This is a genomic window from Streptomyces sp. NBC_01591 (genome assembly GCF_035918155.1).
GTDB lineage: Bacteria > Actinomycetota > Actinomycetes > Streptomycetales > Streptomycetaceae > Streptomyces.
Map to the genome: position 1 here is coordinate 1,672,589 of NZ_CP109327.1, position 24,965 is coordinate 1,697,553.

The following is a 24,965-nucleotide window of genomic DNA, read 5'->3' on the forward strand; positions in this document are numbered from 1 at the left end:
CCTCCCGGGAGGAACCGAACGTGCTGTCCCCCACCCGTGCGAGAGCCACCCTGCTCGCAGCCGGCGTAGCCGTCGCCGGACTGCTGATGGGCTCGCTCGCCACCACCCCGTCGGCCGCCGCCGACCAGGAGTCCTGTCGCCCCGACGGGCTCTACGGGACGCCCGGTGTCGCCGTCCCCTACTGCTCCGTCTACGACACCGAGGGCCGCGAGAAGATGGGCGCCGACCATCAGCGGCGGGTCATCGGATACTTCACCAACTGGCGGACCGGCAAGGACGGCAAGCCCGCTTATCCGGCCTCCGACATCCCCTGGGACAAAGTCACCCATTTGAATTACGCGTTCGCCCATGTCGACGGCGGCAACAAGCTCTCGGTCGGCGCCGACGGGCCGGACAACGCCTCGACCGGCAGGCCCTCGGGGCCTGCTGACCCTCCCCGTACCGCCCGGCGGTGACCGGATCGCCCCCGGTCACCGCCGGGCCCGGCCATGCTCCGCCGAACACCCGCGCGGCAACCGGCCACGCCCCCAACGGGCCGCGGGGAGCACGGCGTTCGGGGAGTGCCCCGCCCGGCGGTTCAGCCGGCCGGCGGTTCAGCCGGCCGGCGTGAACAACTCGTCCTGAGCCGCCTCCCGGGCGGCGAGCAGCGCGCCGCGGAGCACCGCCGCGCCGCCCAGCCGCCCGGCCCGGACCTCGGTGCGCAGCGGTGACATCAGGGTCAGCCGCTCCTCGACCCGCGCCGCGAGCGCGTCTCCGCCCGCGTGGCCGACCTCGCCCGCCAGCACCACACAGCCCGGGTCGATGACCGAGGCGATGGCGGCGACACCGAGCGCGAGACGGCCGGCGAGGGCGTCCAGGAAGGCCTCGCTGTCCCCCTCCCCCGCCAGCGCGGCCCGCACGGCGGACGCCGCGCCCGGTTCCTTGTCCTCTTCGGCGGCGCCCGGAGGCACGGCGATGCCGTGGGCGGCGGCCAGTTCGCAGACCGGGGCGGAGCCCACCAGCGCGTGGAACCCGCCGTCGCAGTTGACGGCCGATGGTGCGCCGGCGATGCCGGGCACCGGCAGGAAGCCGATCTCGCCCGCTCCGCCGGAGGCTCCCCGGCGGAGCTTCCCGTCCAGCATGACCCCGGCGCCGACGCCGTGGCCGAGCCAGAAGAGCACGAAGGTGTCGCGGTCGGTGGCCGCGCCGCCGCGGTGTTCGGCGACGGCCGCGAGATTGGTCTCGTTCTCGACCAGCACGGTCGCGGGCAGCCGTTGCTGGAGCACCCGCACCAGTCGCCGGTGCCAGGCGGGCAGCCCGGTGGTGCTGCGCAGTTCGCCGGTGACCGGGTCGATCAGACCGGGCGCGCCGATGCCGACGCTGTGCAGCGGTCCGGCCCCGGCCTCGCGCGCGGTGCGTTCCAGGAGCGCGGCGGCCTGTTCGGCGGCGGCCTCGGTGTCGGTGTCGCTGCCGATGGGCAGGGTGGCCTCGGCGAGCGTGGCGCCGAGGAGGTCGGCGACGACCACGGCGACGCTGCCGGTGCGTACGTCGAGGGCGGCGAGATGGGCGCGGTCGGCGGCGATCCCGTAGAGCCGGGCGTTGGGACCGCGGCGCTCGGCGCCGGCCTCGCCGACGACGCGGATCAGGCCGGCTCCCTGCAGCCGTTCGACGAGGTCGGCGACGGTGGGGCGGGAGAGGCCGGTCAGGGTCTTCAGCTGCGTGGCCGTCAGCGGGCCGTCCTGCTGGAGCAGTCGCAGGGCGAGCCGGTCGTTGATGGCCCGTGCGGTGCTCGGTGATGCGGGCATGCCGGGATCCTTCCAGATCGCTGGCGCACTGGATGCACAGGCGCACTATTTATCAGGCAGGGTTCCTGATACTTTACGCCCGCACCGTGGAGACGGGCGCCGGGAGCGCCGGCAACAGAGAATTCCCAAGGGAGGGCACGGCAGCATGACAACGGATTCCACAGACACGGTCTTCGGCATGGAGCAGGTGAGGCGGGCCAGGTTCGCCGTCGCCGCGGTCTTCACCGTGCACGGCGCGGTGACCGGCAGCTTCGCCACCCGGGTGCCCTGGATCCAGGACCACGCCGGGGTCAGCGCCGGTCAGCTCGGCCTCGCCCTCGCCTTCCCGGCGATCGGCGCCTCGCTCGCCATGCCGCTGGCCGGCGCGATCAGCCATCGCTTCGGCGCCAGGACCGCGCTGCGCGGACTGCTCGCCCTGTGGACGCTGGCGCTGATCCTGCCCGCGATGGCACCCAACCTGCTGACGCTGTGCGCCGCGCTCTTCATGTACGGGGCGTCGGCCGGCATGTCGGACGTGGCGATGAACGCCCTCGGCGTCGAGGTGGAGAACCGCCTCGACAAGTCGATCATGTCCGGGTTGCACGGGATGTGGAGCGTGGGCGCCCTGATCGGTTCGGCGGCGGGCACGGTGGCCGCGCATCTGGGCGCCGACGCCCGGCTGCACCACACTCTGGCCGCCCTCGTGCTCACCGTGCTCGGCCTGATCGCCTGCCAGGGCGTGCTGGACCTGCACAGCCAGCCGGACGAGGAGCCGCCGCCGCGGTTCGCCCTGCCGCCGAAGTCGGCGCTGATCATCGGCGCGGTGGGCTTCTGCGCGGTGTTCGCCGAGGGGGCCAGCCTGGACTGGTCCGCGGTCTACCTCCGGGACATCATGGACACCTCCGCCGGGCTCGCCGCGGCCTCCACCACGGCGTTCGCGCTGACCATGGCGGTCGCCCGGATCGCCGGTGACAAGGTCGTCGACCGCTTCGGCGCGGTCAGGACCGTACGGGTCGGCGGTGTCCTCGCGACGGTCGGCGGGGTGCTCGTGGTCGCTTCGCCGAACGCGCCGCTCGCGATGTGCGGCTTCGGCCTCCTGGGCCTCGGTGTGGCGGTGGTCGTCCCGCTCGCCTTCGCGGCGGCCGGGCGCAGCGGACCGAACCCGAGCCAGGCGATCGCGGGCGTCGCCACGATCACGTACACCTCGGGGCTGATCGCCCCGTCCGCGATCGGCTCGCTGGCCGAGGCGACGTCGCTGGTCGTGTCGTTCGGCCTGGTGACGGTGCTCGCGTTCGGTCTGGTGCTGGGGGCCGGGGTGCTGCGGGCGGGCGACCGCAAGGCGGTGTCGTCCTCGGACGCCGGTGCCCCGAGCACGGCGGCCGCCGAGCCGCGCCCCTGAGCCCTCGGGACGGCGGGCGGCCGGTGCCGCTCCCCTCCGCCACCCGCATCGGCCGTGGTCAGGAGGGCCCGGCCCGGCCACGAACACACCACGGTCCGGCATTACCATGGCGCTGATCATTTCTGCGGCAGCGACGTGCCCGGCGAGGCGCTCGGCTCCGCACCTACACACAGGGAGCGACCATGGGCCTCGGCGTGCGCTGGACCTTGCACGGCGACGGGAAGACCCCCGCGCCGGGGGCCGTGGTCCGGCCGGACGAACGGCTCTCCTGGCCCCGTACGTTCGGACTGGGCGCCCAGCACGTGGTCGCGATGTTCGGTGCGTCGTTCGTCGCTCCGGTACTCATGGGCCTGGACCCGAACCTGGCGATCATGATGTCGGGTGTCGCGACGGCCATCTTCCTGCTGGCCACGCGCGGCCAGGTGCCCAGCTACCTCGGCTGTTCGCTCTCCTTCGTCGGGGTCGCGGCGACGATCCGGGCGACCGGCGGCAGCAGCGCCGTGGTCACCGGCGCGGTCTTCGTCGTCGGCGTGGTGCTCTTCCTCGCCGGTCTCGCGGTGCAGCGGTTCGGTGCCCGGATCATCCACGCGGCCATGCCGCCGGTCGTCACCGGTGCCGTCGTCATGCTGATCGGCTTCAACCTGGCTCCGGTGACCGCGTCGACGTACTGGCCACAGGACCAGTGGACGGCCCTGCTGGTGATGCTGTTCACCGGGTTGGCCGTAGTGTGCCTGCGCGGATTCTTCTCGCGCATCGCGATCTTCCTCGGCCTGGTCTTCGGGTACGCGCTGTCCTGGGTCCTCGACCGGGTCTTCGGCAAGATCCACTCCCCGGCCGGCGGTGCCGAGGCCGTGGACCACTGGCGGCTCGACCTGTCGGGTGTCGCCAAGGCCGACTGGATCGGACTGCCCTCCTTCCACGCGCCGAGCTTCGAGTGGTCGGCGATCCTGGTCGCCCTGCCGGTGGTCATCGCGCTGATCGCCGAGAACGCCGGCCATGTGAAGGCCGTCGGTGAGATGACCGGCTCCTCGCTGGACGACAAGCTGGGCACCGCGATCGCCGCCGACGGCGCCGCGTCGATGCTGTCGACCGCGGTGGGCGGTCCGCCGAACACCACGTACTCGGAGAACATCGGCGTCATGGCCGCGACCCGGGTCTACTCCACCGCCGCGTACTGGGCCGCCGCCTGCTTCGCCCTGCTCTTCGGCCTCTGCCCCAAGTTCGGCGCGGTCGTCGCCGCCATCCCCGGCGGTGTGCTCGGCGGCATCACCGTCATCCTCTACGGCATGATCGGCCTCCTCGGTGCCCAGATCTGGCTGAACGCCAAGGTCGATCTGCGCAACCCGCTGAATCTGGTGCCGGCCGCCGCGGGCATCATCATCGGCGTCGGCGGCGTCAGCCTGAAGATCACCGACAACTTCGAACTGAGCGGGATCGCGCTGGGCACCATCGTGGTGATCACCGGCTACCACGTGCTGCGCGCCTTCGCCCCGGCACACCTCAAGACCCAGGAGCCCCTGCTGGACTCGGGCACGTCGGCGTACGACGAGCAGACGTCGAAGAACGAGGCGTAGGGCCTCTCGTACCGGAACGGGGCGCGGCACAACGCGCACATCGGCCACGATCTGCCGCTCGCCGCCGTGGACACCTGCCGCACGCTCGGCTGCGCCCCGCCCGATCTGGAGGAGGAGTTCGAGCAGGTGGGCGATCTCCTGGTGATGCTGGAGGAGCGGATCCGCGAGGATCTGATGCCCGGCCCCGACCTGCTGGAACTCGCGGACCCGCTCACCCATCTGCTCGGCTCGTGGAGTCTGGAACGGGCCCGTGAGGCGGCCTGGTCGGCGGCGCTGGTGCTGTGGCGGCTGCGTGATGTGCCACTGCTGGCCGAGGAGTTCCGCCGGCGGCTGGACGCGGGGGCCGGCCCGGTGGGGCGCTGTCTGCTCACCCCTTGCCGCTGACGGTGCGCCGCATCAGGGGGCCGGTCCGACGGTCTTCCTCCTGAAGTGCGCTAGAAGCAGTCGCCGTACCAGTGGACCGCGCCGGGTGCCGTGACCGTGGCGCGCACGGCTTCCGCGGTGGCGTGCAGCGGGCGTGCCATACCCACGTGCTCCGCCACCTGCCGGGCGCCCGCCAGCAGGACCGGCAGCGCGGCGCGGACCCCGGGGCCGTCGGGGAGCCGGACCCGGGCCCGGCCCATGCCCGCCGCCCGGCCCCGTTCGCCGACGGCGGCGAACAGCTCGCCCAGGCACTCGGGGGCGCCCGCGAATTCGCGTACCTCCACGCACTCCCCTTCGTGCTGGGCCACCATCCAGCCGACGAGCGCCCCCGACCCGGGGTCCTCGGCCACGAGCGACCGGTCGGGGGGGCCGTACCAGGCGGGCACGCGCACCGCCCAGTCCTCCGGCGCCCGCAACGAGCTGAGCGGCCGGTCCGCGTTGTACGCGTGGTGCAGCGCGGCCACCTCCGCGGCGTCCTGCGCGGTGGCCTCACGGATCCGGAACTCCCCGGCAGCGGGCGAGGGCGCGAGCGTCCCCTCGGTGTACGTGCCGGCGAACTCCTGCCATCCCGAGCCCCGGTAGACGCCCGGTGTCCCGGTGAACAGCAGCGACCAGGCGCACTGTTCGGCCGTCATGGTGCGCTCCGCCGCCACCAGCAGCCGCCGCACCAGCCCCTGGCCCCGGGCCTCGGGTCGGGTGGCGACGCTGCCGATGCCGCCGACCCGCTGCGGGGTGCCGGCCGCGTCGCGGATCAGCCTCGGTACGTAGACGACGACCGCGTCGATCCCGTCCCCCGCGGCGTTCTGCGCGATGAAGGTGTGCCGGTGGCGGTCCGGGTCGAGGGCGTGCAGGGCGGCGATCTGCGGGGCGTCGAAGCACCGCTGCCACAGGGCGGCCAGGGCCGGGTCGTCGGCCGCCGTCGCGGTCCGGATGACGGCTGTCACAGGGTCAGGTTCCCGTCCGTGCGCACCTTGTCGCCGTTCGCGGGCATGGCGCTGCGCTTCGTTCCGTCCTCCACGCACGAGGTGTGCAGGACGGAGTCCAGGGCGTCGGGGGCGAGGTGGAGCGTGCCGCCGGTGAAGCGGCTTCCGGTGGCCGCGTAGTGGTTGGTGCCCTCGGCGACGCGGACATGGGCGGTGTCCGGTCCGGAGGCGGCGCTGCTGAGTCCGGTGATGTCCCAGGTGACCTTCCCGGCGCCGGCCGCACGGCCGAGCAGCGCCTTGGCCTTGTTGCTTCCGGTGAGGCGGGCGCCGCCGGTGACGGTGATCCGCTGGTCGCGCACGGCGCTGAGCTCGATGCCGGTGTTGTCGTAACTGCCGCCGTCGATCCGCAGATCCGCCGAGCCGACCGAGAGCGGGGCCGCGTTCTCGGCGCCGGTGACGGTGCAGTCGGTGAAGTGGACGGGCCCTGCCCCACGCAGGATCGCGCCGTCGACGCCCTTGAACGTGCAGCGTACGAAGTGCACGGGCGCGGTGACCGGGGTCTGGACGAGGACGGCACCGGCGGGCGGCTCGAAGGAGCAGTCGCTGATGGTGGTCGGCCGGGTGGAGCGGGCGGAGCGCTGGGCGACGGCGAAGGTCTTCGCCGTGCAGCCGCGCACCTGGGCGCCGTCGGCGTTGACGGTGAGGGTGCCGGCCTGGTCGAAGGTGGGGCGCGCGATCACCGTGATGTCTTCGAGGGTCAGATCGGTGATCTTGGTATTGGCGGTGAACCAGGAGCAGACATGTCTGCGTACGGTGATCCGCTTGGCGGAAATCCCCCACTGGGCCCCGGAGTTGGCGATGTCCATCAGCCCGGAGTTGCCGTCGAAGAGCAGGTCGTGCTCGTACTGCCCGTGCGTCGTGAAGGGGTTCCCGCCCGCGTCGTCACCGTCGCCGTGGCAGTTCACCACGGTGCAGTAGGCGGAGGCGGTGAGGTCGTTGAGGTGGCGTACGTTGCTGGTCGTACAGTCCGCGACCCGTCCGTACAGGCAGTAGATCTGCTGGGTGAGATAGCCCGCGCCCCCGTACTCGACGGTGGGCGGGTTCTTCAGCGAGCACTCCTCGGTACGGAAGCGGGTGCACCAGCGGCGCATGATGACCGGCCAGAAGGACCCGGTGGCGTGGATCCCGGAGACGTCGCAGCCCACGGCGTACTCGAAGCTGACGGGGTGGGATCCGGTGTACTCGTCGGGGCCGGCGCCCTCGAAGACCATGTTGCGGATGTGGGTGTTGTGGACCGGTTCGATGCGGGTCCAGGTGAGCTTGCGGCCCGCGGCGAGTTCCCAGCCGTTGAGGTAGCCGATCCGGATGTGTCCCGCGTCGACGATCTCGGTGATCTCGACCAGCTTCTGCAGTTCACGTTCGTCACCGCCGCCGCCCGCGACCGGGTCGACCTGCACGGCCCACCACTGACCGACCTCGAACGCCTTGGCGTCGGGGACCGGGAAGGTGTCGGTGAGCTCGATGACCTTGCCGGAGAGCGCATGTCTGACGGTGGTGTCGGTGACGGTGCCGCGGAAGGAGAGGACGGCGCCGAAGGGGTTGTCGTGGGTGTTCTTCTCGATGCCTTCGGTGCGTATGCGGTGGCCGCCGAAGTCGAGTTCGATGTTCGAGCGGTTCCAGAGGTGGCGTTTGGTGAACAGGAGGTCGGTGTGGGCCTCGATGCGGTGGACGCTCTTGTCGGCGATCATCGCGTCGAGGGCGGCGTCGGCGGGGGTCTTCGCGTCGAAGTGGCCGAAGGTGCGGAAGTCGAGGGTGCCGGTGTGGAGCTGGTGCCAGCGGCCGGTGCCGTTCTTGGCGGGGGCGATGACGGTGCCGCCGTTGTGGGCGGCTTCGGACTTCTTGTCCCAGCGCACGGTCATGGCGCCGCCGTCGCCGGGGGCGTGGTAGCCGGCGGTCAGGACCTGGGTGCCGTCGTCGAGGGGCTTGGTGTTCAGCGCGCGCAGTGCGGCGACCGTGTCGACGCGGAGCACGTCGCCCGTGTGCGAGGGCGCGGCCTGTGCCTGGCCGGCGGCCACGGCCGAACCGGCCATGACCAGACCGGCCAGACCCGAAGCCCGCAGCAGATTCCGGCGGGACGAAACGGAGGATGGAGCGGGGGACGAAGCATTGACGGACATGACGGAGGCGCTCCTCGCGTTGTCGATGCGTGCTCGGTGGGAACCGACTGCCGGTCGGTCGCGGTCAGATCGTGTTGCGGTACGGCGGCATGAAGCGCATACGCGGCATCTGGTCGGCCAGCACTCCCCCGTCGACGACGATGCGCGCCCCGGTGAGATACGCCCCGGCGTCCGAGGCGAGCAGCAGCAGCGCACCGACGCATTCGTCGGGCTGCGCGTACCTGCCGAGCGGGATGCGCTCGCGGTACGCGGATTCGAAGGCCCCCCGGTCGAAGGGGAACTCGCCGTCGATCGGGGTCTCGACCATGCCGGGAGCAAGGGTGTTGGCGGTGATGCCGTGCGGGGCGAGTTCGACCGCCAGGGTCTCGGTGAGCAGTTGGGCGGCGGCCTTGGAGGCGTTGTAGTGGGCCAGGCCGGCCTCCGCCACCAGTGCGTTCTTCGAGGTGATGGTGATGATGCGGCCCGCGACCGCGTCCGCCGTCATGTGCTCGGCGATGCGCTGGCTGAGGAAGAAGACGGCGTCGACATTGACCCGCATGATGTGCGACCAGCTCGCGGGGGTGATCTCGTTGAAGCGTTCCAGCGCCGCCGTGCCCGCGTTGTTGACCAGGATGTGCAGCGGACCGGCCTCGGCGCGTACGGCGTCGACGAAGCCGGGCAGCGCGTCGATGTCCGCGAGATCCTGTCCGTACGTCCGGCAGTTGCGGCCGAGTGCCTCGATCGCCGCAGCGGTCTCGGCGACGCCCTCGGCACCGGGCAGGTCGACCAGGACCAGATCGGCGCCCGCCTCGGCGAGGCCGACGGCGAAGGACCGGCCGAGGCCCCGGGCGGCCCCGGTCACGACCGCGGTGCGGCCGGTCAGATCGAAGCGGTCGGTTCCGCGGGGCGGGACGGCTGCGGTCATGGCGGGGGTTCCTCCAGGCGGAGAGGTACGGAAAGGCGGAGAGGTACGGAGGCGGAGGGGGTGGGGTGGGTCGGGTCCGGTCCTGATCGCCGGAGAGGTCCGGTCCTGATCGCCGGAAGGGTCCGGGCCGCCGCGCAGGGACACATGGGTGGTGGCGCGGCGGCCCGGCTGCCGGTCGGTACCGGGGGACAGGGGGATGACCCCGGCGCCGTACCGGCAGGTTCGGGGGAACGGCCGGGTCAGCCGTTCAGGCCCAGCAGGTCCAGCGACGGGCGGTGGATGATCTCCTCCACCGCGTCCACGTCGAGCGGCGGCAGTCCGGGGATGCCGGGGATACGGGCGATCTCCCGCAGTCCCTTCACCGAGTCGTCGACCGTCGTGAACGGGTAGTCGCTGCCGAACATCAGCTTGTGGAAGACCCCGTAGTCCTGGACCAGCCGGAGGCTGTGCCAGAGCTGGAAGGGCCGGTAGTGCAGGGCGCTGATGTCCGCGTACACATGCGGGTGCTTACGGATGACCGCGATGCACTCGCCCTCGAAGGGGTGGCCGAGGTGGGCGAGGACCATCCGCAGTTCGGGATGACGGATGGCGACGGCGTCCAGGTGGCGGGGCATCGCCCACTCCAGCGGTGCGCTCGACACGAAGGTGGTGCCGGTGTGCACGAGGAGCGGGAGTCCGTGCCGTTCGGCGTACGTGTACAGCTCGTCGTACTCCTCGGCGGCCGGATCGAAGCCCGCGTACATCGGCATCAGCTTGATGCCGCGCAGGCCCAGTTCCTGGTGGCCGTAGCGGAGTTCTTCCTGCCAGCCGGGCTGGGTCGGGTCCAGGGACAGGTAGCCGATCAGCCGGTCGGGGTGCTGTCCGGCGTACGAGGCGACGGCGGCGTCGTCGACCCAGAGGCCGCTGCGCCGCGCCTTGCCGCCGACGACGATCGTGCGGGTGCCCTCGGGTGCGGTGGCGGCGTACTCCTCCCACTTCACCGTGAGGTCGACCTCGCCCGCGTGGGCGCGGGCGGAGTCGGACTTGAACGGGTCGGTGAAGTCGTGGCTGTGCCGGAAGAGGTGCGAGTGGACGTCGACGATCATGTCCGGTTCCGCTTCTCCCAGCCGTCCGCGAACATGTTCCAGAAGCGGTGGCTGGGCGGGTGTTCCTCGAAGACCTCGTCGACGAGCTCGACGCCGAGACCCGGTGCGGTCGGCAGGCCGATGCGGCCGTCGACGACCGGGAGGGTGCCCTTGAGCGCGTCGAAGACGTAGTCCTCGAGGAGTCCGTCGAAGGTTTCGAGGATCTTGAAGTTGGGGATTCCGAGCGTCGCGTGCACCGAGACGGTGGTGCAGAGCGGCGAGTTCGAGTTGTGCGGGGCCACGAGCATGCCATGGGTATCGGCGATCGCGGCGAGTTTCCTGACCTCGGTGAAACCGCCGGCCATGGAGAGGTCGGGCTGGATGATGTCGACCGCGTTGGTGGCGAAGAGCTGCTTGTACTCGTAGCGGTTGTGGAAGTGCTCGCCGCCGGAGATCGGGAACGCCGCGCGCTGGCGCAGTTCCGCGTAGCGCTCGATGTGGGTCCACGGCATCGGCTCCTCGAACCAGCCGATGTCGAAGGGTTCCAGCTCCCGCACCAGCCGGGCCGCGGTCGGCATGGCGAACCGGGCGTGGCCCTCGATGAAGAGGTCGACGTCCGGTCCGATGGCCTCGCGGACGGCGGCCACGAGGTCGACGGAGCGGCGCAGTTCGGCGCGCTCCAGCTCGTGCAGGCCGGGGCCGAACGGGTCGAACTTGAGGGCGGTGAAGCCCTTCGCCACGGTCTCCTTCGCCTTGGCCGCGAAGGTCTCGGGCTCGCGCTCGCCGGTGTACCAGCCGTTGGCGTACACGCGTACGTCGTCCCGGCAGGCGCCACCGGTCAGCCGGTAGGCGGGGACGCCGAGCGCCTTGCCCATCAGGTCGTACATGGCCTGGTCGAGGCCGGACAGGGCGATGCCGCCCATGTCGCCGCCGCGCAGGAAGTCGCCCTGGTAGACGCGGAGCCAGAGCTCCTCGATGTCGAAGGGGTCGGCGCCGATGAGGTGGCGCTGTGCCAGTGCCTCGGTGAGTGCGCAGACCTCGCGGACCCGGTAGGGGTGGGTGATCTCGCCGATGCCGGACAGGCCCTCGTCGGTGTGGACCCGGACGTAGCCGAAGTCGCGCCAGGAGGTGCCGAGCATCAGTGTCTCGACGCGGGTGATCCGGCCTGCGGGGCCCGCCGGGCGGGTGCGGTTGACGGTGAGCATCAGCGGGTCGCCCCGCCCATGGTGGAGGTGTTCTCCAGGTCGTCGGCGCCGCCGTCGGCGAGCACGGCCTTGACCGCGGCCTCGGTGCCCTCGATGAGACGGTCCACGTCGGCGTCGGTGTGGGCGTAGCTGATGTGGCTGCGCTTGAGGTTGAGCGGCAGCTCGAACAGGCCGTGGTCGAGGAGCTTGCGGCGGTAGCCGACGAACAGCGAGGCGTCGTTGTTCAGCAGGTCCGCGTAGGTGCGGGGGGCCTCGCCCGGCATGAAGTAGCTGACGAAGACGGAGCCGTAGCCGGTGACGACTGCGGGGACGCCGAGGCGCTCGTACAGCCCGGTCAGTTCGGTGCGGACGCGCTCGCCGAGCCGGAAGACGTGCTCGTGGACCGGCTCCTCGCGCAGCTTGCGCAGGGTGGCGAGGGCGGCGGCGACGACGGACGGGTGGCCGTTGTACGTGCCGGCGAAGAAGGCGGGGGCGCCGGGGCGGGTGGAGAAGAGGTCCATCAGGTCGGCGCGGCCGCCGATCGCGCCGACGGGGGCGCCGTTGGCGATCGCCTTGCCGAGGGTGGTGAGGTCGGGCGTGACGCCGGAGATCTTCTGCCAGCCGCCGATGTCGTGGCGGAAGCCGGTGATGACCTCGTCGAAGATCAGGATGCTGCCGGCCTTCGTGGTCTCCTCGCGCAGCGTGGTGAGGAACTCCTGGTACGGCAGGAGCGCGCCGACGTTGTGCGGGACGGGCTCGACGATGACGGCGGCGATGTCGGAGCCGTGCTCGGCGAAGGTGCGGCGGACGGCCTCGCTGTCGTTGAACGGCAGGACGAGGGTGGCTTCGAGGACCTCGGGGAGGATGCCGGTGGAGATGGGGTCGTGGCCGCCGACCTTCTCGGGCGCGGAGATGACGTTGAGGCTGACGGCGTCGTGCCAGCCGTGGTAGCAGCCCTGGAACTTGACGACCAGGCGGCGGCCGGTGGCGGCGCGGGAAACGCGCAGCGCGTGGAACGTGGCCTCGCTGCCGGTGCTGGTGAGCAGCACCTTCTCGATGGAGGGGATCAGCTCGGTGAGCTGTTCGGCGAGGAGGACCTCGCCCTCGGTGACACCGACGCCCATGTGGCCGAGGGTGGCGCCGGCCTCCGCGGTGGCGCGGGCCACGTCGGGGTCGTTGTGGCCGAGCAGGGGCGGGCCGAACGCCGAGTGGAAGTCGGTGTACTCGCGTCCGTCGGCGGTACGGAACCGTGCGCCGTCCGTCCCCGTGACAACCAGGTCGGTCAGTCCGGGAACGCTGCGCTGACCGCTGTTCACGCCGCCGGGTACGACCTGGCGGGCGCGCTCGGCGAGTCGGGCTCCGGATTCGTTGCCCACCGGGCCTGAACTCATAATCGCTTGCTCCTTGCGTCGAGAGTCGTCGGTCTTCGCAGGCCCTGCCCGGCCCGTGAATCCCTGGCGCCATCCGCCCGGCAGTCGCCGCAGGAATGAGGATGATCCGTGGTGCTTGAGGTGGTGCGTTTCGCTTTTTCTGAACGCTGTTCTGTAGAGCAGAACAGTGCCTGGATATTACGTGCGGCTCCAGGGCCGGTCAAGACCTTTCCGAACCCAGGAAGGCCCGATTCCGCGCTTTCTTCACAGAGAAAGCGCGTTCGGGCCTCCCCCGAGGCACTACGCTGTTCTGCTATGACGAACAGTGCTGCCCCAGAAGAACCGAAGTACTGGGTCAAGAGCGTGGCCAGGGCAGCGGACATCCTCGAGGCGCTCGCCGCCCCCGCACAGGGGAACGGCCTGAGCGTCACGGAGGTCGGCCAGGCCTGCTCCATCTCCAAGAGCGCCGCCTTCGGCATGCTCCAGACCCTGCGTGCCTACGGCCTCGTCTCGGACGACGGCGAGGGCATGAACCGCCGCTACCGGCTCGGCATGAGCCTGGCCAGGCTCGGCGACCGGGCGCGCTCCCAGGTGTCCCTGCGCGGGGTCGCCCACCCGGTCCTGCGCGAGCTGACCCGGGCCACCGGAATGGCGTCCAGGCTCGCCGTGCCCGAGGACGGCCATGCAGTCGTCGTGGACCAGGTCGAGCTCGACCAGCGCGTCCGGCTCGATCTGCGGATGGGGCAGCGCGAGCTGCCGCACTGCACAGGCCTGGGCAAGGCGCTGCTCTCCGCCGTGCCGCCGAGCGAGGCGGCCGCGGTCGTCGAGCGGTTCGGGCTGCCCCGGCGCACCTCCCGCACGATCACCGACCCGGCGACCTTCCTGTCGCATCTGCGCGACATAGCCCGGGTCGGCTACGCCCTGGACGACGAGGAGGACGCCGAGGGCATCATCTGCATCGGCGCGCCGGTCTTCGACGACCGTTCGGTGTGCGCCGGGGCCGTCTCCATCACCGGCCTCAAGCTCGGCCTGCCGGCCTGGCGCTACCAGGAACTGGGCGGCCAGGTACGGGACGCGGCCCGCCGGATCAGCGTCTCGCTCGGCTGGGTCGACGACTCGGACGGCACCACTTCCGACACCGACACGTCGCATTCCGACGAATTCGGGTCTTGACCAAACGGCGTAACCCGCCGTAGGTTCCCTGCCAACCGCGGTGACACTCCATGGTCACCGGCGTTTTACCCTTTCCGGCCTGGTTCCGGCGCCTGCCCATCGCGCTGTGAACATCCGACGGCCGGACCCTTTTCAGCCATCCGCCTCATGGCAGTCCCCCGCAGGAACGCTCCCTCACTTATCGCACTTCTCGGAAGGCGAAGTCCGCATGAGCGTTCCGCACCACCACACCTCCGCTTCGTCCCGCCGGAATCTGCTGCGGGCTTCGGGTCTGGCCGGTCTGGTCATGGCCGGTTCGGCCGTGGCCGCCGGCCAGGCACAGGCCGCGCCCTCGCACACGGGCGACGTGCTCCGCGTCGACACGGTCGCCGCACTGCGCGCGCTGAACACCAAGCCCCTCGACGACGGCACCCAGGTCCTGACCGCCGGCTACCACGCCCCCGGCGACGGCGGCGCCATGGCCGTGCGCTGGGACAAGAAGTCCGAAGCCGCCCACAACGGCGGCACCGTCATCGCCCCCGCCAAGAACGGCACCGGCCGCTGGCACCAGCTCCACACCGGCACCCTCGACTTCCGCACCTTCGGCCACTTCGACGCGAAGACCCCCGCCGACGCCGCCCTCGACGCGATGATCGCCGACAAGAGCGTCCACCGCATCGAGGCCCACACCGACCTCCTGTTCACCAAACGCCACCTCTGGAACCGCTCGAACATCGAACTCGACTTCGGCGGCCACCGCATACGCACCGAAGGCATCGAGAAGAACACCCACGACAACCCCTTCGGCGCCGTCCTCTCCTTCCGCGGCACCGTCACCGACACCACCGTCGAGCACACCCTGAGCACGGCGATGCCGGACCTCTCGGACCTCTTCGAGGTCGGCGACTCCTCGAAGTTCGCCGTCGGCCAGTGGTGGGCCGTGGAGATCAACGCCCTGGCGGGCAAGTACGAGAAGGAGATCCAGCGTCTCGTCCAGGTCACCGATGTCGTCGACTCGACGCACATCCGGGTCAACTACCAGATCGGCTGGGACCTGGCCGCGGGCCGCAAGCTGAGCTGGACCCGCATCGAGCCCGTCGACCGCGCCCACGTCCGCAACATGGTCTTCGAGGGCTGGGGCGAGGACGAGATGACCGGCTCGCACCCGGTCGCGTACGAGTACGCGGTGCGCTGCGACGTCTCCGGGATCGAGGCCATCGGCACCTTCTGGCCCGTGGTGATGCGCCGCTGGTGCACGTACTACCGCACCGAGCAGTGCTCGCTGACCAACCCGAAGTCCGTCACCTACGGCGGCGCGGGCTACCTCACCCAGCAGATCTACTGCCTGTACGGGCACGTGGAGGACTGTCACACCTCCAACGCCCGTCATCTCAACGACTTCACGGCCTCCGCCTACTGCTACGTCACCAACTGCCACGGCGACGGTGACGACGAGGGCCCGTTCGTCACGCACGGCCAGTTCGAGCACGACCTCGTCTACACCGGCAACTCCGGCCTGATGACCTTCGCCAACTCCGGTGCCGCCTGGGGCGGCAGGGCCAAGCGGATCACCGTACGCCGGCACGCCTGCTCCTGGTTCGTCGCCCGGGTCAAGATCACCGATCTGACCCTGGAAGACGTCCTGGTCATCGGCAAGAAGTCGCTGGCCGGCTCCGGAATGCTCTGGGTCAACGCCGACGGTGTGCAGATGCGCGGCTGTACGGCCACGGGTCCGCTGATCGTCTCCCGGGCCTCGGACCTCTCCGCCCGCCCCAATGTGATCGCCGACTCCTCGTTCGCGTTCGCGGCGGGCGCGGAGATCACCCAGGCCAATGTCACCGCCCCGCTCACCCTTCAGCGCTCCACTCTGAAGGGCGTCGACGGCGCGGTGTTCAACGGCACGGGCCCGCTCACCCTGGACCAGTGCACGCTGACCGGTTCCAAGGACACCGCCCCGGTCTCGCTCGCGCACGCCGACATCACCGTGCTGGGCGGCGAACTCCGCGACACCGGGCTGAAGTTGACCTCGGCGAAGGACCAGCGGCTGCGCGTCGACGGCACACGTCTGAACGGCACCAACAAGGACGGCGCCCTGCTCGCCCGTACCGGCTCCGGACGGACCGTCGACTGGCAGCTCACCGGCCTCGACTCGACCGCGCCCAAGGGCACCGCCCATGTGCTGGTCACCGAGGGCCCCAACCGCTACCGGGCCACCGGCTCCACCTTCACCGGCGGCCGGCTCGAACTGCGGCCCGCGGCGTTCGGCGGCACCTCCAGCCATCTGCTGCACACCGGCTGCGTCGAGGACGGCACCGAGCGCACCGCGCTGCCGGACGAGGGCGACCGTGTCGCCCACACCGCGGCCACGCTGCGGTTCTGACCGTGGGGCCTCTCGTTTGGATCAGGCCGGGCTCGCGGGGTCCGGCACGCACGCTCGCCGCGTTGTCCTCCCTGATCCGGCCTGATCCGAACGAAAGACCCCAACCCATCGAGTACCAGGGATTCCCGTGTCCACGCATACCCCGATCACCGGCCGGCCCGTACGGGTCGCGCTCGTCGGCGCCGGCAACCGCGGTCTGACGTACGCCGAGTGGATCAAGGCGCACCCCGAGCGCGCTGAGCTCGTCGCCGTCGCCGATCCGCGCCCCGCGGCGCGGGCCGCCGCCGGCGCACCCGTCGAGTTCGACGACTGGCGGCCGCTGGTCGAGAACCGCATCGCCGACGCCGTCGTCGTCGCCACCCAGGACCGCTTCCATGTGGAGCCGGTGCTGGCGCTGGCCGAGGCCGGTTACGCGATCCTCGCCGAGAAGCCCCTCGCCCCGACCGAGGAGGAGACCCGGCGGATCGTCGAAGGTGTGGAGCGGTCCGGGGTCCTGTTCGCGGTGTGCCACGTCATGCGGTACACCCCGTACACCGACCTGGTGAAGGAGGTCGTGGACTCCGGCGTGCTCGGGCAGCTGGTCTCCCTCGACCATCTGGAGCCGGTCGGCTGGTGGCACTACGCCCACAGCTATGTGCGCGGGCCGTGGCGCAGCGAGAAGGACTCCTCCCCGATGCTGCTCGCCAAGTCCTGCCACGACCTGGACTGGATCACGTACGTGATGGGCGGCCGGATCGAGCAGGTCTCGAGCTTCGGCGGGCTGAAGCACTTCCGGCCGGAGAACGCCCCGGCCGGCTCCGCCGAGCGCTGCCTCGACTGTGCGGTCGAGTCCGGCTGCCCGTACAGCGCGCTGAAGCTGTACATGCCGACGCTGCGCGAGAAGGGCGCGGTCTGGCCGGTCACCCATGTCACCGAGGCGACCGACGAGGCCGGTCTCGTGCAGGCGCTGCGCGAGGGCCCGTACGGCGTCTGCGCGTACCGCAGCGACAACGACGTGGTCGACCACCAGGTCCTCGCGATGCAGCTGACGGACGGGGTGACCGCAACCTTCCAGATGGTGGCGTTCACCGAGCAGACGCACCGCCAGACCCGGATCTTCGGCTCGCACGGCTGGCTGATCGGCGACGGCGAGCGGGTCACGGTGCAGGACTTCCGTACCGGCGAGACCACCGTCCATGAACTCGGCGCCTCCGGTTCGAACGCGGCCGACGGGCACGGTGGCGGGGACGCTGCACTCGTCGAGGCGTTCGTCACCGCCGTCGCCACGGGTGACGCCGGGGCGGTCCGCTCCGGTCCCGCCACCTCGCTCGGCAGTCATCTCGCGGCGTTCGCCGCCGAACGTGCCCGGCACACCGGCACCGTCCAGACGGTCCCGGCGCAGTGACTCCTTCCCGCCCCACCCTCACGTCCTCGGAGGACCACCTCATGTCCCGTCTCCTCACCCGTCGTTCCAGAGTCCGCGCCGTAGCCGCCCCCGTGGTGGCGACCGCGCTCGCCGCCGGAGTGCTGGCCGGCTGTTCCGGCAGCGGCAGCGACGACAACACCGTCACCATGTGGACCTACCCGGTCATCTTCGACGAGGCCAAGAACAAGGCGTACTGGGACGGCCTGGTCAAGGCGTTCGAGAAGGAGCACTCGGGCGTCAAGGTGAAGGTGGAGACCTTCCCGTGGGCCAACCGCGACACCGCGCTGGCCACCGCGATCGCCTCCGGCAAGGGCCCGGACGCGGTCTACCTGATCCCGGACCAGCTGCCGAAGTACGCCAAGAACATCGTCCCGGCCGACGACTACATGCCGGCCGACGCCAAGTCGGACTACACGGACTTCGCGCTGAAGTCCGTCACGGTCGACGGCAAGGCCCTCGGCACCCCGATCCTGACCAGCGCCAACCCGCTGATCTGCGACAAGCGGGTGTTTGCCGCGATCGGCGAGAAGACCTACCCGACGAGCTGGGCGGACCTGGAGGCGCTGGCCCCGAAGCTGAAGGAGAAGGGCTACTACGCCACCAGCTACAGCGGTGACACCCAGCAGACCCTGAACATGACCTTCTACCCGCTGCTGTGGCAGGCCGGCGGCGACGTCTTCTCCGAGGACGGCAAGAACGTCACCTTCAACGACGCGGCCGGCGTCAAGGCGCTGACGTACCTGAAGAAGCTCGTCGACGGCGGTTACACCGACAAGGACCTGGTCACCACCACGCCCAAGCTGGAGCAGACCCCGACCGCCAAGGGCAAGGTGGCCTGCACCTGGCAGAACACCCCGGCGGACGTCGAGCCGTTCTGGGGCAAGGAGAACATCGTCGTCCAGCCGCCGCTCAAGGACGCGAAGTCGGTCGGCTACGGCACGGTCGGCGCGCTGTCGATGCTGAAGGGCGCCGACAAGAAGAACACCGGTGACTGGCTGAACTTCGTCGCCGAGTCGAAGAACGCGGCCGGTCTGCAGAAGGGTGCGGGCTACTTCCCGGCCCGCAAGTCCGGCGGCGACCTGTACCCCGGCGACGCCCTTCAGACGGCGGTCGGCGCCACGCTGCCGAGCATGACCGTGGGCCCGCTGCAGGACAAGGCCCGTGAGGTCCAGGGCGTGCTCGCGCCCGAGATCCAGGCGGCGCTGCTGGGCAAGAAGAGCCCGCAGGAGGCGCTGAACGCCGCGCAGAAGGCCGCGCAGGCGATGCTCGGCCGCTGACCGGGCGCGGTACCGGGTCCGGCCGCACCCGGACCCGGTACCGCTCCTCCCCGGGGGCATTCCCCCCCAAAAAACCCCGCAATTCCCCCGTACCGCAAGGAGATCCCCGTGGCAGTCGTCGCGGAACCAACCCGCCGGGGCCGTCGCAGCGGGCCGCAGGCGCGCCGCGAGGCCCGGATCGGCCTGCTCTTCGTCCTTCCGTGTTTCCTGCTCTTCCTGGCGTTCCGGTTCGGTCCGGGCATCGCCGGGGTGCTGATGAGCTTCACCGACTACTCCCTCACGGGCGGCGGCAGCTTCATCGGGCTGGACAACTTCACCCGCCTGTGGGACGACCCGCTGTTCTGGCAGGCGCTGAAGGTCACGGTCCTCTACACCGTGCTCGCGGTGCCGGGCACGCTCATCGCCTCGGTGTCCCTGGCGCTGATCACCCGCCGCGCGTTCCGCGGCGCCAAGTTCTTCCGTTCGGTGTTCTTCCTGCCGGTCGTCACCTCGCTGGTGCTGGCCGCCACCGTCTTCGTCTGGATCTTCTCGACCGGCGGACCGTGGTCCACCCTGATGAGCTGGTTCGGGATGTCCGAGGGCTCCTGGCTCTCCGACGACGTGCTGGTGCTGCCCGCGCTCGCGATCGTCGGCGTCTGGTCCCGCTTCGGGTACGGGATGCTCATCCTGCTGGCCCGGATGCAGGACATCCCCCGTGAGCTGGAGGAGGCTGCGCTCACCGACGGCGCCGGCCCCTGGCAGCGGTTCCGGTACATCGTGCTGCCGCAGCTCAAGCCCGCCCTGTTCTTCCTCGCCGTGATCGAGACGACGGCGTCGTTCCAGGTCTTCGACGCGGTCTACACGATGACCGGCGGCGGCCCCGCCAACGCCAGCTACACGCTCGTCTTCCAGCTCTACGACGCGGGCTTCAAGTACTTCGACCTGGGTTACGCCTCCGCCATCGGCGTCGCGCTCTTCGCGCTGACCGTGGTGGTCGCGGTGATCCAGCGGCTCGTGATCGGGAAGGACCAGTGACCATGACCGCAGCACCCGCCCAGACCGAGACCCCGCCCGCGGCCAAGACCCCCGCGGCCCCCGACCGCGCCGCACGCCGCGCCGAACGCAAGCTGCGCAAGCTCTCGGAGCAGGACACCGTCCCGCACGGCATGCGGCCCACCCGGGCCGGCCGGATCGGCCGCGCCGCGCTGCTGACAGTGGCAGCGATCGTGACGATCTTCCCGTTCTACGCGATGGTCGTACTCTCCCTGAAGCCGTCCGCGGCGGTCGAGTTCCCCGGCAGTCTGCTGCCGTGGCCGCTGACCGGCGAGGCGTACGACACCGTCATGAACGCCCAGGACGTGCCGCGCTGGCTGTTCAACACGCTGATCTACTCGGTCGTCTCGGTCGTCGGCGTGCTGCTGCTCGCCTCGCTCGCCGGGTACGCCTTCGCCAAGAAGCGCTTCCCGGGCCGGGAGACGATGTTCTGGTCGTTCCTGTCGATGGTGATGGTCCCGTACCACGTCACGATGATCCCGACCTTCGCGATGATCGCGAAGCTGGGCGGCGTGGACACCTACTGGGGACTGATCGTGCCGACCCTGGCCAACGCCCAGGCGGTGTTCCTGATGCGGCAGTTCATCCAGGGGCTGCCGGACGAACTCTTCGAGGCGGCCCGGCTCGACGGCTGCAACGAGTGGCAGATCTTCTACCGGATCGTGCTGCCGCTGCTGAAGCCGATCCTGGCCACGCTCGGCGTCTTCGTCTTCCTGTGGCACTGGAACGACTTCCTGTGGCCGCTGGTCATCGGCCAGTCCACCGACATGCGCACCCTCACCGTCGGCATCGCCTCGCTCCAGCAGCAGAACGTGCCGCTCAATGTGGTGCTCTCCGGCTCCGTCATCGCGTTCGTGCCCATCTTCGCCGCGTACATGGTGGGCCAGCGCTACTTCACCGAGGGCGTCACCGCGTCCGGAATCAAGGGATAGCTACGAATGTTCACCGATGAGGCCGCGCTCGAAGAGCGGCTCGCCACCCCCTCCCCCGCGCTCGTCGCCGATCTCGGCCGCCTCGAAGGCGATCTGCTGGTGCTCGGCGCCGGCGGCAAGATGGGCCCCAGCCTGTGCCGGCTCGCCCGCCGGGCGCTGGACGCCGCGGGCCGCCAGGACGTGACCGTGTACGCGGTCTCCCGCTGGTCCGACAAGTCCGCCGCCGACGAGCTGGAGGCCGCCGGGGTCTCCACCGTGGCCTTCGACCTGATGGACCCGGACGCCGATCTGGCCGAGCTGCCGGACGCCGGGAACGTCGTCTTCATGGTCGGCGCCAAGTTCGGCTCCGCCGGAGCCCCTTCGCACGCCTGGGCGGTGAACGCCGCGATGCCGGACCGGGTGGCGCGCCGCTGGTCGGGGGCGCGGATCGCCGCGTTCTCCACCGGCAACGTCTACCCGCTGGTGCCGGTCTCCTCCGGCGGCTGCACCGAGAGCGACCCGGTCGGTCCGGTCGGCGAGTACGCCATGTCGTGCCTGGGCCGGGAGCGGATCTTCGGCCACGCGGCGCTGACCCGTGGCACCAGGGTCGCCAACATCCGCCTCAACTACGCGGTCGACCTGCGCTACGGCGTCCTCGCCGACATCGCCTACCGCGTACAGGCCGGCGAACCCGTCGATGTGACGACCGGTCACGCCAATGTGGTGTGGCAGGGGTACGCCAACGAGGTCGCCCTGCGCTCGCTGCTGCACGCCACCGACGGCGAGGCGTTCACCCTCAACCTCACCGGCCCCGAGACCGCTTCGGTGCGCCGCATCGCCCAGTGGTTCGGCGAGGAGCTCGGCAAGGAGCCGGTCCTCGCCGGCGAGGAGGCGCCCACCGCGCTGCTCTCCGACGCGAGCCGCTGCCACGCGCTGTTCGGCTACCCGGATGTCGCCCTGCGCACCCTCGTCGAGTGGCAGGCCGACTGGCTGCGCCGCGGGCTGCCGCTCTCCGGCAAGCCCACCAAGTTCCAGGTCCGTGACGGAAGGTTCTGATCCACCCCATGTCCACTCCCTCCCTCGTGTCGACCCCCGCTCTGGACGCGCTCGCCCACGGTGCCGTGATCCCCGCGCACCCGCTCGCCCTGCACGACGACGGCTCCTTCGACGAGCGCCGACAGCGTGCGCTGACCCGCTACTACCTCGCCTCGGGCGCGGGCGGTGTCGCCGTCGCCGTGCACACCACCCAGTTCGAGATCCGTGAACCGGAGGTCGGTCTGTTCCGGCCGGTCCTGGAACTCGCCGCCGAGACGATCGACGCCGAGGCCGGCCGTCCGTTCATCAAGGTCGCCGGTGCCTGCGGCTACACGGCGCAGGCCGTCTCGGAGGCCGAGACCGCCGCCGAACTCGGCTATGACGCGGTGCTGCTCAGCCCCGCTGTGCCCGGCGCGGACGAGAAGGGCCTGCTGGAGCGGGCGCGGGCGGTCGGCGAGGTGCTGCCGGTGATCGGCTTCTACCTCCAGGAGGCGGTCGGCGGACGCTACCTGTCGCCGCACTTCTGGTCCTCGTTCACCGATCTGCCGAACACGGCCGCGGTGAAGATCGCCCCGTTCGACCGCTACCGCACCGCGGATGTCGTACGGGCCGTGGCCGCCGCCGACCGGGCCGACGAGGTGGCGCTGTACACCGGCAACGACGACGACATCATCGGTGATCTGCTCACCCCGTACGAGACTGCGGGCGGCACGCCCCGCTGGTTCGCGGGCGGGCTCCTCGGCCAGTGGGCCGTGTGGACCGGCTCCGCGGTGACGCTCCTCGACGACGTCAGGAAGGCCCGCGGCGGGGACCACGAGGCGATGGTGCGCTGCCTGGCCCGCCGCCCGGAGCTGACCGATGCCAACAGCGCGGTCTTCGATGTGCGCGGCGCGTTCCGCGGCTGCATCGCCGGGGTCCACGAAGTGCTGCACCGCCAGGGCCTGTTGGCGAACATCCGGTGCCTGGACCCGGCCGAGACGCTCTCTCCGGGACAGGCCGAGGAGATCAGCCGGGTGGCCGCGGCCTACCCTTGGCTGACCGATGACGCCTTCATTGCGGAGCACCTCGATGCTTGGCTCTCCTGATCCTGCCGACCGCTCCCGGGTGGTCGTCGCCGTACCGCCGGGCCTGCGGGCCCAGTTCTTCACCACCGAGGTGTGGCGGGAGCTGGAGCGGGCGGCCGAACTCAGCGTCGTCGACGACCACTCCGACCGGGCGGCGGTCGCGGCCGCGCTGCCCGGCGCCCGCGCGCTGATCACCTCGTGGCGGGCGCCCAAGGTGGACGCCGGGCTCCTCGAATCGGCCGACCGGCTGGAGCTGGTGGCGCACACCGGTTCGGCGGTCGCGCCCTATGTCACCGAGGAGGTGTTCCGGCGGGGCATCCTGGTCACCCAGGCCGGTGACGAGATGGCCCGCCCGGTCGCCGAGGTGGCCCTCGCGTTCACGCTCTCGCTGCTCCACCGCATCCAGCGCTTCGACCACGCCCTGCGCGGCGGGCTGGAGTGGGCGGCGGCGAGCGCGGCCCCGCCGCGCCACGAGATCCACGGCAGCGACATCGGCGTGATCGGTGCCTCCCGCACCGGGCGTGCCTACATCGCCCTGGTGCGGGCGATGGGGGCGCGGGTGAGCGTCACCGACCCGTACCTGTCCGACGCGGACGCCGAGGCACTCGGCGTGGAGTCCGTACCCCTGGAGACGCTGCTTTCGCGCAGCAGGATCGTGGCCGTGCACGCACCGGTCACCGAGGAGACCCACCGGATGATCGGCGCCGAGCAGCTGGCGCTGATGCCGGACGGGGCGGGTCTGGTGAACACCGCCAGGTCGTGGCTGGTCGACGAGGACGCGCTCCTCGCCGAGCTGGCCTCGGGCCGGCTGGACGCGGCGATCGATGTCTTCGACGCCGAGCCGCTGCCCACGGACCACCCGTTCCGTGCCCTGCCGAACGTGCTGCTCACCCCGCACCAGGCGGCGGGCAGCGTCGAGTGCCGGCAGCGGCTGGGCACCAGCGCCGTCAACGAGGTGCTGCGACTGCTCGCCGGGCGACCCCCGGTCCACGCCGTCACCGTCGACGCACTCGCCCGCCTGCGTTAAGGGCCCAGAGCCCCCAACCCCCGTACCGTTCAGGAGATTTCACTTCATGCGACTGATGCGCATCGGCGAGCCGGGCCACGAGCGCCCGGTCCTCGTCTGCCCCGAGGGCCGTCACTACGACCTGTCCGGCATCACCGACGACATCGACGGCGCGTTCCTCGCCGCGCTCGCCGACGACCCGCACCTGGTGCCCGCCGAGCCGGTTCTCCCGGAGATCGACATCACCGGTCAGCGGATCGGCGCTCCCGTGGCCCGGCCCTCCGCGCTGCTCTGCATCGGCCAGAACTACGCGGCCCATGCGGCGGAGTCGGGGGCCGAGCCGCCCGAGCAGCCGATCCTCTTCTACAAGTCGCCGAACACCGTCGTCGGCCCGTACGACGACGTGCTCATCCCGCGCGGTTCGAAGAAGACGGACTGGGAGGTGGAGCTGGCCGTCGTCATCGGCCGCCGCGCCTCCTACCTGGACTCCCCCGCCGACGCCGCCGCGCACATCGCGGGCTACGCCGTCAGCAACGACGTCTCCGAACGGGCCTTCCAGCTGGAGGAGTCGGGCGGGCAGTGGTCCAAGGGCAAGAGCTGCGCGACGTTCAACCCGCTGGGCCCCGTGCTGGTGACGGCCGACGAGGTCGGTGACCCGCAGCAGCTGCGGCTGCGCAGCTACGTCAACGGCGAGCCGCGACAGGACTCCAGCACCGCGGACATGATCTTCAGCGTGGCGCACCTGGTGCACCACCTGTCGCAGTACCTGGTGCTGGAGCCCGGCGACATCGTCAACACCGGTACCCCGCAGGGCGTGGCGCTGTCCGGCCGCTTCCCCTACCTGGGCCCGGACGATGTGATGGAGGTCGAGATCTCGGGCCTCGGCCGGCAGCGCAGCGTCTGCCGGCCCGCGTAACGAGGC

The 24,965-nt window shown here is 71.0% G+C and carries 19 protein-coding genes and 2 pseudogenes; 14 read left to right on the forward strand and 7 right to left on the reverse strand.

From position 1 onward, the window contains the following. Positions 1-20 precede the first annotated feature (20 nt). Positions 21-410: pseudogene (locus OG978_RS07795) on the forward strand (chitinase); the annotation flags it as partial. A 183-nt stretch (positions 411-593) separates the two neighbouring features. Here the strand turns inward: OG978_RS07795 and OG978_RS07800 are convergent. Then, positions 594-1,784 (reverse strand): ROK family transcriptional regulator, encoded by a 1,191-nt coding sequence (locus OG978_RS07800; RefSeq protein ID WP_326764492.1) that lies wholly within the window; start codon positions 1,782-1,784, stop codon positions 594-596. Positions 1,785-1,929: 145 nt separating this feature from the next. Between OG978_RS07800 and OG978_RS07805 the strand changes: the two genes are divergently transcribed. The 3 genes and pseudogenes from OG978_RS07805 to OG978_RS07815 all read left to right on the forward strand — a co-directional run. Further along, positions 1,930-3,162 carry an MFS transporter gene (locus OG978_RS07805; protein ID WP_326764493.1) on the forward strand — a complete coding sequence of 411 codons (1,233 nt, stop codon included), beginning with the start codon at positions 1,930-1,932 and terminating at the stop codon, positions 3,160-3,162. 182 nt (positions 3,163-3,344) lie between these two features. Then, positions 3,345-4,736: a uracil-xanthine permease family protein gene (locus OG978_RS07810; RefSeq protein ID WP_326764494.1), complete on the forward strand. Its 1,392-nt coding sequence runs from the start codon at positions 3,345-3,347 to the stop codon at positions 4,734-4,736. A gap of 30 nt (positions 4,737-4,766) precedes the next feature. Next, positions 4,767-5,120, forward strand: a pseudogene (locus OG978_RS07815) (DUF5995 family protein); the annotation flags it as partial. A 50-nt stretch (positions 5,121-5,170) separates the two neighbouring features. Here OG978_RS07815 and OG978_RS07820 read toward each other — a convergent pair. The 6 genes from OG978_RS07820 to OG978_RS07845 form a co-directional block, all read right to left on the reverse strand. Further along, positions 5,171-6,103, reverse strand: a complete 933-nt coding sequence (locus tag OG978_RS07820) for a GNAT family N-acetyltransferase (RefSeq protein WP_326764495.1) — start codon at positions 6,101-6,103, stop codon at positions 5,171-5,173. Beyond that, entirely contained in the window at positions 6,100-8,259 is a 2,160-nt protein-coding gene (locus tag OG978_RS07825; RefSeq protein WP_326764496.1) for a peptidase C14, read from the reverse strand. Before OG978_RS07825 ends, OG978_RS07820 begins: the two co-directional genes overlap by 4 nt. A 64-nt stretch (positions 8,260-8,323) precedes the next feature. Next, positions 8,324-9,163 (reverse strand): SDR family NAD(P)-dependent oxidoreductase, encoded by an 840-nt coding sequence (locus OG978_RS07830; protein WP_326764497.1) that lies wholly within the window; start codon positions 9,161-9,163, stop codon positions 8,324-8,326. 239 nt (positions 9,164-9,402) lie between these two features. Further along, positions 9,403-10,248 (reverse strand): amidohydrolase family protein, encoded by an 846-nt coding sequence (locus OG978_RS07835; protein ID WP_326764498.1) that lies wholly within the window; start codon positions 10,246-10,248, stop codon positions 9,403-9,405. Further along, positions 10,245-11,432: a mandelate racemase/muconate lactonizing enzyme family protein gene (locus OG978_RS07840; protein WP_326764499.1), complete on the reverse strand. Its 1,188-nt coding sequence runs from the start codon at positions 11,430-11,432 to the stop codon at positions 10,245-10,247. Before OG978_RS07840 ends, OG978_RS07835 begins: the two co-directional genes overlap by 4 nt. Beyond that, positions 11,432-12,802, reverse strand: coding sequence for an aspartate aminotransferase family protein (locus OG978_RS07845; protein WP_326764500.1), 1,371 nt, complete (start codon positions 12,800-12,802; stop codon positions 11,432-11,434). The genes OG978_RS07840 and OG978_RS07845 overlap by 1 nt, the downstream gene beginning before the upstream one ends. Positions 12,803-13,096: 294 nt before the next feature. On the opposite strand from OG978_RS07845, the gene OG978_RS07850 reads away from it, so the two are divergent. From OG978_RS07850 to OG978_RS07895, 10 genes are all read left to right on the forward strand, one after another. Then, positions 13,097-13,954: an IclR family transcriptional regulator gene (locus tag OG978_RS07850; RefSeq protein WP_326764501.1), complete on the forward strand. Its 858-nt coding sequence runs from the start codon at positions 13,097-13,099 to the stop codon at positions 13,952-13,954. A 208-nt stretch (positions 13,955-14,162) separates the two neighbouring features. Further along, the gene (locus tag OG978_RS07855) at positions 14,163-16,313 is read left to right on the forward strand and encodes a peptidase C14 (RefSeq protein ID WP_326764502.1); all 2,151 of its coding nucleotides are present in this window, start codon (positions 14,163-14,165) and stop codon (positions 16,311-16,313) included. A 127-nt stretch (positions 16,314-16,440) separates the two neighbouring features. Further along, positions 16,441-17,697, forward strand: a complete 1,257-nt coding sequence (locus OG978_RS07860; protein WP_326764503.1) for a Gfo/Idh/MocA family protein — start codon at positions 16,441-16,443, stop codon at positions 17,695-17,697. Between the two features lie 41 nt (positions 17,698-17,738). Then, positions 17,739-18,995 carry an ABC transporter substrate-binding protein gene (locus tag OG978_RS07865; protein WP_326764504.1) on the forward strand — a complete coding sequence of 419 codons (1,257 nt, stop codon included), beginning with the start codon at positions 17,739-17,741 and terminating at the stop codon, positions 18,993-18,995. Positions 18,996-19,103: 108 nt separating this feature from the next. Next, the gene (locus OG978_RS07870; protein ID WP_093541011.1) at positions 19,104-20,009 is read left to right on the forward strand and encodes a carbohydrate ABC transporter permease; all 906 of its coding nucleotides are present in this window, start codon (positions 19,104-19,106) and stop codon (positions 20,007-20,009) included. 2 nt (positions 20,010-20,011) lie between these two features. Next, positions 20,012-20,959, forward strand: a complete 948-nt coding sequence (locus OG978_RS07875; RefSeq protein ID WP_326764505.1) for a carbohydrate ABC transporter permease — start codon at positions 20,012-20,014, stop codon at positions 20,957-20,959. A gap of 6 nt (positions 20,960-20,965) precedes the next feature. After that, positions 20,966-21,994, forward strand: a complete 1,029-nt coding sequence (locus OG978_RS07880) for an NAD-dependent epimerase/dehydratase family protein (RefSeq protein WP_326764506.1) — start codon at positions 20,966-20,968, stop codon at positions 21,992-21,994. A gap of 8 nt (positions 21,995-22,002) precedes the next feature. Next, complete coding sequence (locus OG978_RS07885; protein ID WP_326764507.1) at positions 22,003-23,058, forward strand: dihydrodipicolinate synthase family protein; 1,056 nt, start codon at positions 22,003-22,005, stop codon at positions 23,056-23,058. Continuing rightward, the gene (locus OG978_RS07890) at positions 23,042-24,064 is read left to right on the forward strand and encodes a hydroxyacid dehydrogenase (RefSeq protein WP_326764508.1); all 1,023 of its coding nucleotides are present in this window, start codon (positions 23,042-23,044) and stop codon (positions 24,062-24,064) included. The genes OG978_RS07885 and OG978_RS07890 overlap by 17 nt, the downstream gene beginning before the upstream one ends. Before the next feature lie 46 nt (positions 24,065-24,110). After that, entirely contained in the window at positions 24,111-24,959 is an 849-nt protein-coding gene (locus OG978_RS07895; protein WP_326764509.1) for a fumarylacetoacetate hydrolase family protein, read from the forward strand. Positions 24,960-24,965: the final 6 nt, after the last annotated feature.